General features: G+C 29.6%; 5 protein-coding genes and 1 pseudogene. All 6 read right to left on the minus strand.

Annotated elements, in window-relative coordinates; genetic code table 4:
* Positions 1 to 81 precede the first annotated feature (81 nt).
* On the minus strand, positions 82 to 864 hold the full coding sequence (gene rlmB / locus P690_RS0102730) for a 23S rRNA (guanosine(2251)-2'-O)-methyltransferase RlmB (protein WP_027122241.1): 783 nt from the start codon (positions 862 to 864) through the stop codon (positions 82 to 84).
* A 2-nt stretch (positions 865 to 866) separates the two neighbouring features.
* A complete protein-coding gene (gene cysS, locus P690_RS0102735) occupies positions 867 to 2,174 on the minus strand; it encodes a cysteine--tRNA ligase (protein WP_027122242.1) in 1,308 nt (435 codons plus the stop codon).
* A gap of 632 nt (positions 2,175 to 2,806) precedes the next feature.
* Positions 2,807 to 3,052, minus strand: coding sequence for a hypothetical protein (locus P690_RS04535; protein WP_027122243.1), 246 nt, complete (start codon positions 3,050 to 3,052; stop codon positions 2,807 to 2,809).
* A gap of 346 nt (positions 3,053 to 3,398) precedes the next feature.
* Positions 3,399 to 6,686 (minus strand): hypothetical protein, encoded by a 3,288-nt coding sequence (locus P690_RS0102750; protein ID WP_027122244.1) that lies wholly within the window; start codon positions 6,684 to 6,686, stop codon positions 3,399 to 3,401.
* 69 nt (positions 6,687 to 6,755) lie between these two features.
* Positions 6,756 to 10,349: a hypothetical protein gene (locus P690_RS0102755; RefSeq protein ID WP_027122245.1), complete on the minus strand. Its 3,594-nt coding sequence runs from the start codon at positions 10,347 to 10,349 to the stop codon at positions 6,756 to 6,758.
* Between the two features lie 19 nt (positions 10,350 to 10,368).
* Positions 10,369 to 12,638: pseudogene (locus P690_RS04075) on the minus strand (glycine zipper family protein).
* Between the last annotated feature and the right edge of the window lie 10 nt (positions 12,639 to 12,648).

A 12,648-nucleotide genomic window follows, 5' to 3' on the forward strand; every position in this document is an offset into this window, starting at 1 on the left:
TAAAAAGTTATCTAAATAAAAATAAACATTGGTATTGAAAATGCTCAATACCAATGTTTATATATACAATCGTTAATGTTCTTACTTCATCTTTTGTTTCATATTAAACAACATAATTCCAGTTGCTACTGATACATTTAAAGACTGTATCTTATTAGTATGCATCGGGATCTTGATCTGATAATCAGCATTCTTAATTAGTTGACTCGAAACTCCCTTTTGTTCGTTCCCAACAATTAAGATTGATTTATTGGCATAATCAACATTATAATCTTGAGCTTGATCACTTAAATTAGACACATAAGATCAAAATCCATACTTTTCTTGTAGGTCTTTGATCGCATAAGATAAGTTGGCAACCTCAATTAAATTAAGGTAAAAACATGCACCTAGTGATGTTTTAATCACGGTGTTGTTAATACTTACTTGGTTGTCTTTTTTAAAGATGACCCCAAGCACATTTGCTGCTAAACAAGTACGTAAGATCCCACCAAAATTTCCAGGATCATGGATCTGATCTAAAACAACAACAATCCCTTGTTGTTCGTTTTTTATTTTTTCACAAAACTCGTTAAACGAGATCGTTAATGAACTACTATCAATCTCGGCTACAAACCCTTGGTGGTTAGATAAATCCCTGTATTGATTATCAAACCACTTAAGCGTATGTAGTTCGTATTCAATCTTCTTTTGCTTAATTAATTTAAGTAAAAGATGATCTTCTTTATGTAAGTAAATTTTCTTAATTTTAAGATCGTTGATTAAGCCTTCATTAACAGCATTATAACCAAATAAACATAAGCGATCTTTCTTATGTTTATTTTGGTGTTTGTTATTATATTGTGGTTTAAATTGATTTTTCATTTCTATAAAACTTTTTTATTAATCAATTTATTTCTTATTAAATCGGCTTTTTCATAATCCTTGTTGTTTAACAACTCAGTTCATTGATTAATCTGATCGATGATCTGTTCATTATGGATCAGATCTGGAACGATTCCATAGATTTCTAAACACCAGATAATCTGTTGATAAGCCCAGATATTTTCATCAATCTTTTTGTAAGCAATTGATTCGTTTAAGACTTTGATTAGATCTCAGATAACTTTAGTTGCATTGGCAAAATTTAAGTTATCAAACAGCGCTTTTTTAAACTCTTCGCAAACTAGTGAAGTGCTTGGAATATTGTGTTTGTTAGCAATCAAATAGCTTCTAAAACGATTAATTGTGCTAATGATTTTTTCAACATCTTTTTGTGCAGCTTTGATAATTGTTCCATCGAAGTTTAATGGTTGGGTGTGAGCAGTGTTATAAAACACTCATCGAATAGCTCGATAATTGTGCGACTCAATTAAATGCTTAACATAGATAAAGTTGTTAAACGATTTTGACATCTTTTCATTATCAATTAAAAGATATCCTACGTGCACTCAACAGTTTGCTAAATTCTTATTATATAGCGCTAGATTTTGCGCATTTTCATTTTCATGGTGAGGGAAAACTAAATCGATTCCACCACCGTGAATAACAAAACCTTTTTGCTTAAATTCTTGATCGATAATATAAGCACATTCTGTATGTCACCCTGGACGTCCTAGGCCAAATCTAGAATTCCACTTGATTCCTTCAACTGTTTTTTTTCATAAAACAAAGTCATTAGGACTTGTTTTATTTTCATTACTTTTAACTCTAATCCCGCTGATCTGATCATCTAACTTACGTTTAGATAAAACCCCGTAATCAGCAATCCTTGTGGTATCAAAATAAATATCTCCATCTAGTTCATAAGCATATTGCTTATCATAAATTTTTTCAATATACTTAATGATCCCATTCATTACGTCGGTTACCTTAACGATCTTGGGTAACTTAATATTAAGCGCATCTAAAATCTCAAAATAAGCAGATGTATATCTTTTGGTTACTTCTTCTTCAGATAAATTCAAGCGTTGCGCTTGATTAATAATTTTGTCATCAATATCTGTGATATTGTGGACAAAATTAACCTTTTTATTTGAATGTTCTAATAGTTTTCTTAAAACATCAAAAGTAACTATCGGTCTTAAATTACCAATATGAATATGATCATAAACAGTTGGTCCACAAACGTAGATGTTGATCTCATTAGCATCAATATCTACGTTTGTTTTAGTTAGGGTATCATACAGTTTCACAGTTATTAAATGGTTTTGCTTTCTATTGTTTTTTTTTTTTAGGTTCTAAAATATTATTTTAGAACACTTAATTAAGTTAATTTTATATTTTTAGAATTATTTTACGATGATTTCGTATGGAAATATTCATAATTGTTAGTCTAATAAAGATAACAAAATGTTTAAAGTAGAGTTTTGCTTATAAATAAAAATAAAATCTGATTTATTTAAAAATCAGATTTTATTTAACTTTTTTGTTTTATCTCTTTGTTGGTAATGATGGTTGATTTATTAAAGTGCGTTTAGTGGCTGGATGAGTAGGTACTGCTGTAATTTGAACACGTTTAGGTTCAATATTTTTCATTAAAGTTTGGGTAGTTCTTACAACTGTTTTTTTAAGAACTTGCTGATTTTGTTGCGTTTTATTAATTTGAGGGTTGTAATTGATTAATGGTTGAGGTTGAAGTTGAGGTACTTGTTGAGGTTTGGGAGCAACTTTTTCTATTGCTTTTTGTTGTTGAATAATAGCTAGTGAGTTATTGTTATTTTTTCTTAAGTTTGCTATTTCTTGATTTAATAAATTAATTTTATTAGATTTTCCTGATTAATTCTATTTAGGTTATCTAGTTTTAAGTTGAATTGTTCTGATTCCTCTAACATTTCTTGATGTTTGATAAAGAATAACTCAAGTTTTTGTTTCTATTTTTGAAATCTTTAATAACTAGGACAATAGATACAACTAGTAAGGCAATTTCAGCAATTATCAGGATGCTACCAAAAGCCAGCATTACATACGAAATTTTGGTAAGCTCATTTTTGAAAATCTCACCGAAATTAGACATCTCAACACCATTAACTTCTGTTAGGTCAAGAATTCTTTGAGTAATTGAACCAATCACGTAAGAAATTAATCATGCGCCAATCCATACAGCTATTATCCCTGTAATTGATAAGATGATCGGTAGAATGCCAATTCTTCTTTTTGTATTTTATCTTTTTCAAAATCAGAACTTACTTCTTCATTGTTCTACTTCGCTATTTTGAACTTCTTATTCTTCAATAGCTATTTCTTCATTTTCTTTATTAACCTTTTTTGATTTCACTTTTTATAAAATACCTAATTACACAATTTTATTATAATAGTCAACTAAACCTAAACTAACGTGATTTATATAAATTTATTTAAAATAAAGCACAAAAAAACGTTATCAAAATAATAATGATAACGTTTTTTTTATTTTTTTATTAACCTCTATAAGCCTTTAAATGGTCTAGTGAGTCAAAGTATAAAGTTCTTCCGTCTTCTAATTTAAGTGGGTATAAAGTAAATACAGTGTTTTTAATTTTAGTTGTTGTATCTTTGTCGATGTAGAATTTGTAGTTTTCATCAACTTTAGGTTTAAGTTCTATTAACGCTCTATTTTTAGCTTCTTTTTCAAGTCTTGAAAGATTCTTGTAATTTCCTCTAACTAAACCTAGTTTTTGGTCAGTAGCATTGTTGTAATACAAAACGATTTCGTAGTTATTATCAACATTTGCTTTATTTGAAAACTGACCAATAAAGTATTTTGTTAATTCTCGGCTTTGAAGTGAATCAAAGAATAAACTGTGTTTGTCAGAAGAACTATCAATCGATAGATTGATATCAGTTCCAGTTATATCGTAATACTTACCATATCTTAATTCAGTAAATGTATTAATGCCACCTTCTAAAACTAGAAGGCTGTTGGGATCGGTAACAATTTGATCACCACTCTTAGTTATCGAATCGCTAGATAATCTACTAAGCGCTTCTTGGTAAAATTTCCACATATAAGTGATTGGGAATCAAGTATTGTTATCAGTTACTAAAGTTGCGAATTGATCTTGATCAATACCTTTAGGTAAGATAGGTAGATTAATTTTGATATTAGTTTGATATTCCGCTTTTAATTCAACTTGGTTGTTATTCGAATTAAATTCCAAGTATTTTTTATATTTTAGATCATAACTATAAGCAGATAAATCAATACCATCAACTTTGTAGTGATTCGATAAATTAGTTAAAGAATTGTGTAACTGATCTAAAGGTAAGCGAGTTAATGTAGATAATAACGCTTGTTTAAAGTTGTTTTGGTTAGATCCTAGACTTTGGATTAATAAATTCTTTTTATCAGAACTTAAATCAATTTCAAATAAAGGTTGCTTGTTAGTTCCATATGTAAGAACTGGTTTGATGTCTTTAACATCAAATACATGTTTAGTTAAGAAGTTAGTGTTGTACGCGCTTGATAAATTGATTGAATTGTAACTTAAATTCGAATTAGCTCGCAATAAATCATTAAACGTATTTACATAATCAACAAAGCGGTTATCACGACCGTTACCTAAACTGAATGTAGCTACAGTTTTGTCATAGAATTGAGCAAACTTATTAACTTGAGATTTAGCAACATTTAAGAAGTTTTCATCTAATATTTTGTTTAATGAACTGAAATTACTCAAGCCCGATAGGATAGCATAAGTAGAAGCTCCATTAATATAAGATTGACTTAAATAAGATTTATAGAATTCTGAATTAGACTTAATAGCAAAATTATTATTACCAGAATAGTTTAAACCAAATTTTTCAGATATTTTTCTAATGAATTCTTCTTTGTTAGTAATAGTTTGATTATCTAATTTTCAATCAACATCAACATTTAAGTAAAGTTTTCTGTTTTCAGCTGGAATTCTATAAGATTCTCAATAACCTGGTAAGAATGTTAATCTAGAAGCTCAAGAATCTCATCTTCTACCTGGATTTTTAATATCAGCAACAAGACCAGCAGCATTTCTTCTATTAGTAGTTAGATCAAAAATATCAGCACCTACATGAAGAGTATCGTTACTAATAGGAACACTTTCTGGATATAATCCATAAGCTTTGTTAGCATTTTCTAAATTACCAAATCCAAAGTAGTAAGGCGAGTTTTGAATAAAGCCGTCTTTACTAAAATTACCAGCATTTAATCATCAAGAATTATTACTAAATGTGTCGTGGTAAATAAATACTTTATTTCTATGATCTCCGTTATAGTTATCCTTGGCAATATATGGATCACCATGAACGGTATAACCGTATAAGTTACCCTTATAGATTAATCCGATATTTTTACCAAATAGTTTAACACCATCTTTAGTTACAAATGAACGGTTTTTAATATATGCGTGAGTTTTTAAAAATTCTTTATCTAATAGTTTAGCAACTTCAGTATCAGATTTATTACGCCCTATTGAATTATAAGTAGCAACTAAAGGTTTTAAATTATCTTGCTCTTGGTGAAGTCCTAAACCATAATTACTTACTGAACCATCTAATGAGGTAGTTGAAGGGATGATTGAACCTCGATTATTTCTTTGATATCTAGAATTTAATTGAACTGAATCAAAGTTTTTACTAACAAAATCAGGTGAAGATATTTTTTGTAAGTTGGCAATCAGATCATTAACACTGAAGCCTTGATTGACTACCAATTTATCAGAAATACTTACATTGTTTCAATCCTGATTTTGATCTTTAAACCCAATTCCGAAGTATTTATCAAACCCATAATTAGGAGCAGTTGGGTAATCTAAATAAATACCTGAACGTCGTTGAACGCTGATTGCTGCTTTTGGTAAGCTAATTGTTGGTAAAAATGAAGATCGACTAAAGATATCATTTGTTTTTTGATTAAACAATTGATTAATTTTTTGGTCGAAAGCTCTACCTAAATTAGCATTAGAACTTAATGTAAAATTACCTTGATCGTTGAAAAAAGCAGATGATTTACTTAACGAAACGTAAGTTGAGTTATTTTTATCATTGCTATATGGAATGTAGTAATCTAATGAGAACTTATCATCACCATTAATTACTTGGTTAATTACGAACTCTTTAAACTTATCAATATCGTTTTTATTTAATGGATTGAAGTAATGATTTTGACCGTTTTTATCCTTAAAAACATAATAAGCTATTGAATTTTCGCTAATATTGTTCCAGAAATTACTCTTTAATTCATCTAAAGAATCATATAATTTATCACCGCTACCATAAGCGTATTTTTTGATTAGTTTATATTCTGGTAATAAACTAGCAGCAGCTTGCTCCTTAGTTAATAATTCACCGTTAGCGCCAATATAAGCATCACTTAATTTATTTTGGTCAAACGGCTTAATTTGGTTAGTTGTCAGATCAACAATCCCTTTTTCACGATCAGCATAACTAGCATACAAATCCCCAATAAATTTATTTAAATCAGAATTAGGTTTTCTTGGATCGATCTTGTCATTAAAACCTTCATTCGTAGAAGTAACTAGGTTAGAATTAGATTGAATTATCGAAGTTAGCTTGTTATCAGAATCAATTGTTGCGCTTATCGAAGCTCCGATAATACCTGAAATTAAACCAGCAGAAGTAAAAGCAACAGCACCATATAGTAATCGCTTTTTCATTCTAATTGATAGACTCTTTTTTAATTTAGCTAGCTTAGCTAATTTAGCTTTGTTATTCATAGGTCGATTCGCCATAGTCTTGAAAATCTAAGAATATAAAATATTTAACGAATTATTTAAAGTATATATCATATACTTTTTATCTTACATTCATTGGTCGATGTAGTTATGAGCATCTCTTAATGATAAGAAGAAGATAGTTTTTTTAAGTTTTGGATCAAATACACTGAACAATTCTGAACGATAAATTAATTTTGTTCTAGAACCCACAGAATCTAAATAAACAGTTTTTCTAGCTTTTAGCAATTCGTTGAATTTAGTTTTTAATGTATCCTGACTTGCTGAAGCATCATTGTTGTTATAGAAAATAAATTCTGTTGAATTTAAACCAAATTTTCCCATTCCTTTAGCTACACCAATTTTAGTTTCAGGATCATAGCTAACGATTTCAGTAATTTTAATGTTCTTGCTAGGTTGATATAAATAACCACCAGCTTCATTACTCGGAACTTGAACTAGTGTTCAATTTTGGGCTTTGTTTAATTCATCTCTTACAACAACTGCTGATAAATTGTTTTTATTTGAAATATAGCTACCATTTAAAGAAGTTGATACAGTGTGAGGAATAGTAATTGATGAATTAGATAGTAATGTCGCTAATAAATTTTGGTAAAGATCAATTAAATTACTTGAAGCATAAACGCCAGCAACGCTTGAACCTCTTGTAGGTTTGTGTAATGAATAAATCTTATTCACATTATTTATATAAGCTTTATCCATAGCATATAGGTTTTTATTTTCTAACCATTCAGTAATTTGCAGATCTTTTATCTTATCAATATCAGTTGGTGAATATTGTTTTTGATTGTAGTATAAGAACGATGCATTTTGCGGTCTTGTGATTTGAATCGGCTTAATTAATTTAATATCTTTAATAGTTCTTTCTTTTAAAGTTTTTAAACCTAATAATCAAGTTTTCTTATAACCACCAGTTCATACATATTGAACTTGACCAATTTGAAACACGTAGTAGTAGTACTCTTCTGTTGGAAAGAAAACGTTCACCAATAAAACAGCAATGTGCATAGCCACTGTTAATCCATAGAAAACAGGAGATAAAGCACCAACTATTGCACTGCCTTTTTTAATAAATGAAGTAAATTCACCAGCTAAAGATAAAGAAACAGAAATAGTTGAAGCAGCCGTTTGTAATCCAGCAATAACTAAATCCTTAGTACGGTTTAATACACTTGGATTATTTATTAAAGTATTAACTGTTACAGCAGAACTTAAAATTGTTGCAAAACCTTCAAGTACTGAACTAATTACAAAAACTGCTTGTAATCTTCTCTGATCTTTTTGTAATTTTTCAAGAGCACTTAATTCATTAACATTCACTTCTTTTGGATTTTGAAGAATTGCAGGAGATCCTGCTTTCTTAGAAGTTGAGAATGTTTCTGAATTATTAATAACAACTTTATTAGCGTTTTCATTACTATTACTAGTTGAGGGTTGTTCTGAGTCATCTTCTACTAATCTAGTTGATGATCTTAGTAATAAACTTGCAGATCTAGCTTCTGGTTTGTTATTAATTACAGAAGGAAATTGTTGCATGTAAGTTAGATATAAATCAACATAGTGATCACTTGATAAAGATTTTACAAAAGTACTTACTTGAGATAAATACTCTTCAGCTTTTTTAAGATCAGTTTTTTGAACTTCTTTTATTTTACTGTATAAATTACGGATATAAATAACTGTTCCAAAATCAACATTAATATCTTTTAAGTATTCTAAAACATTCTTAGGGATATCAGCAAATAGTTCTCTTACTTTTGGTCTTTTGGTTGGAACATCTCTTAAAACCAATGGAATTTCGTTTTTAATAGTTTCAATAGCGCTAGTTTGTACAAATTGGTTACGAATTCATTTTAAGCTAAACGCATCTTGGAAACCACTAATAATTCTTAATGTATTTTCATCAAGATTATTTTGCATTAATGAACTTGGACTAAATCCAGCTACGAATAATGCTTGAGTTAGGTTTTGAGCTGATAATAATCATCAAATAGCTGAAAGAGTTGGTCAACTGTTTTTGATTTTAGTTTCAATTTCTTGAATTTGCTTATCACCAAATAGATTTATCCCTTTGATTGTATCTATTAAACCTTGTTCATTTAAAATCGCACCTGGTATTGCAGCAACTATGTTAGACAACATTAGCATTGTCATAAAGATAGTTAAATTCGAAAATTGTTCATATAAGTTTGGTAATAGATTTTCAAGACTAGCTGATACATCAAAGTCGTTGTTGTCAATACCAAAATAAACTTTAAATGAGAATGAGTTTCCGTTTAAATCTTTATTAGCAAGAATATCGAAACCGCTTGGTTTAGCATAACTATTAATTAGTTGTAATGTGCTATCAATTTTATCTGATAACTTAATAAAGAAATCTTTTAATAAGAAAATCAGTTGCTCTTTTGCTTTATTAGCAATTAAACTATCTAATAAGTAAGAATATAAGATTGGGATTTTATAGAATGAACTAAAACGCTTAGCTTTATTAAATTTTAGTACAGTATCTAATAAACCTTTATAAACTTCAGGTTGTTGAATTTTTAGTTCATAAATGAAATCTGCTCAAGCTAAATTAAGTTTTGAATTATTAGAATACTGTGCTGTTCTTAATTCTTGTTCGCTATAAGGGAAATAAAAAATAAAATCTTTAGTTTCAAGGTTTCTATTTAATATTTTAATTTCCTTTTCATCACCAATGCTAATTTCGCCTAATAAGAAGTCAAATCCTGATGTAACTATATCAGATGAAATAGAACGATATAAACCAATTGGTAAAGTACTAGTCTTTGTTCAATTAGCTGGATTTGTTATCGTGTTAATATCAGCATTACCTTGGAATAATAACGGACCATAAAAATCATAGTTATCATCTTCAGAAGTATCTACAAAATATTGTGATGCGTTGTTATTAGCGCTTATTCTTTGGTAATGAACTGGAATATCTTTAGCAGGAACATTACTTTTGATTTGTTGAACTGTATCACTTAAATTTAATGAAGGATCTACATTGATAGTAGTTGTTGTATCGCCTTTATTAATTTCAACCTGCAGTTTAGAATTCTTAGTAATGTAATTAAATAATTTTAAACGTTCTGTTTGGCTATTTTTTCTTAATTCGTCAACATTAATTGGTTCTGAATTAGTATTATCGCTATTTCGTAGAACAACAATATTACCTGCTTCTTCAGATAATAAATCCTTTTTAGTTTCAATATAAGCAGTTAAATCAGCTTGAGAACTAAACAAAGATCCGTCATAAAACAAAACATTATCTTCTCGATATAAAGAATCTTGTGCTTGTTCTTTTTTAGCATAGACATTTTGATCAAATCCTACAAACCCTTCTTTAAGAGAAGATGGTTCATAAAAGTTTTTTGCAAATACATTATCGTATAAACTCTTAGTTTTTGGATCTGTATATGACTGATAATTTTCAACTAAATCATTTGAAGATAAAAGAGAATAGTAGCTTTTCTTGTTAACTTTTTCACCTTTATATTCTTCAAAAGAGCCAGCAAAACTTGGAGCAGTTTTTTCTAGTTCAGATGACTGTCTTACAATGGGTCTTATTACATTATTACAAGACGATAAAATGAATGAAGGTAATATAAATAACCCTATTGCTAATTGTTTTTTGAACAATTTAGATTTTTTCATATCAATTAAAATTTAGTTTTTAAAGTTTTGTAAAGAAACCTGAGAATTTACTTCTAATTGATGAACTTCAAGAAGTTAAACGATTTTTAATCTTAGTAGGACGAGGTACATTATTATTTGTAGACACTTTATTCAATATAGTTTCATCTCACATTCCAAAGTGTGGTCTGTATCAAGGGAATTGAATACTATCATCTTTAGATTTTTTAGTGAATAAACTCTTAAATTGTGATCCTCATCTATTTAATCTACTTAAGATAGATGAACCAAGACTTGAAGCTTGAGCATTATTAAGATTAACACTGTAACCTTTTTCAGATGATGAAGTTAATTTAATTGTGTCGTAATTTCTTTCAGGTAATGGAGGAGGAACTTCAGCTAATTCTTTTAGAGCTTGTTGTCTCTTCTTCATTTCAATAACTTCATTAATAGTAGCCTCTGAAGCAACAACTGGTTTTCTTGTTTTATCAATTCTTGCGTAAATTGAGTAATCAATTTCCCGTTTTTGTTTATTATCATCAGTAATTAAAATAATTGAGTTTTTAGAACTGTCATAAACTGATTGGTAATCGCGAATACTACCATAAAGATCAACTTGAGGAATTGAGTATGCAGATGAACCTGATTGAGAAAGATTTTCGATTAATAAAGCAGCTGCATAAACTGATGGGTCAGTTGAGTTACTTCTAGATGAGAATAGTGATCTTAATGAAGCAGCAGTTTCATGTTTGTTAGCTTCACTTAACGATTCAACTGGCAAGAATACTGGTGATACTTTTCTTTCATTATTTACATCATTATAAGTAACTTGAGCTAAGTAGAATCCTTGTTCAAATCCATTATTACCATCTCTTGTTAATTTTTTAGCAACTAAATCAACTGGTTGAGAAATTAACGGTCTTCCTAAATTATCTCTAGGAACAATGCGTTTTTCTAAACGTTTACCACGTAAACCATCAGATAATGCTGTCAAGAAGCTTAAGTTGTTAGTTTGACCTTTTGAAGGTTTTATGTTGCTGGTTTTAGTTAATTCTTCTTCAATATCGCTAATTGAATAAGATCTAGTAATTCCGTCTTCAGATAAAATTGAGTATTTATTTGAAGAACTTGATGTAGAGCTTGTGCTAACTGTTGAATTAGATCTAGATAAGAATCTCTTAGCAGAATCTTTGTCATTCTGGTTTGGTTTAGCAACTTTTGAATCAGATCGGTCAAATAATTTATCTAAATCATAACTTTCTCATGAATCAGTTGAACTAGAACTTGTTGAGTTAGATCTCTTGAATGCGCTTGGTGATGTAACATTACTATTAGAACCTACAGCAACATCATCGAAATTAATCTCACCAGAGTTTTGTTTAGCTAAATAGTTAATAATAGCACTTGGGTTACCCATTTCATTAGGGTTTTGGTTAATGTATTTTAAGAACGAACGGAATTGTGGATTAGCAACATATTCCCCATCTACAATGCCAGTATTTATTCTATCGTTATCAAATCAAAATTTAGGCGCTCAATAAGCTCCTCTCTTTCCGTCTTTATCTTTAATTTCGATTAAGTCAAACCTTTCAAGAGATGCATCAGCTAAATCATCAATATTAGATTTAGTTAGATTAAAGTCTCTTAACACTGTGCTCTTTTCAACTGTAGAAGTTGGTTTAGGATTAACATCTTTAGAAGATTTATAAGTCTTTAATAATAAACCAATACCAGCTCCAATAGCACCAACTGCAGCAATTCCACCAATCACTTCTCCTGCAGCAGCACCTACATTTAAATTTTTTGATAAGTTTCCATTATTATCAGTAATCATTCCTTCATGTGGAACTAGTCCTGGAACAGAAACCCCTGGAGAGTTGATAGCTTCATTTGAATCCATACCTTCTTCTGGATGGAAGTTTTGATTAATTATTCCGTCATCGCCTTCGTGTGCACTTGTGTCATCATAACCTTCTGAACCAGTTGCATATTTAGAAGAATCACTTCCGCCATTAATTGGTTCGTATTGCGTATTGCCGCCAGACGGTATATTATTAGGCTTGGTTGGTTTAGAAGAATCACTTCCGCCATTAATTGGTTCGTATTGCGTATTGCCGCCAGACGGTCTATTATTAGGGTTGGTTGGTTGGTTGGTTTAGAAGAATCAGCTGACTTATTTTGAATAGGTTGAATAACGCGATTTAAACTAGCAGCCGTTAATGAAACCGGAATTGCTACAGCAGTAGCAGCTGTAACAACACATAATGATGACAAAAGAATCGTTTTTTTAAGAGATACTTTTTTTGACATAATCGATATG

It is taken from the genome of Mycoplasma imitans ATCC 51306, assembly GCF_000518305.1.
Taxonomy (GTDB): domain Bacteria; phylum Bacillota_I; class Bacilli_A; order Mycoplasmatales; family Mycoplasmoidaceae; genus Mycoplasmoides; species Mycoplasmoides imitans.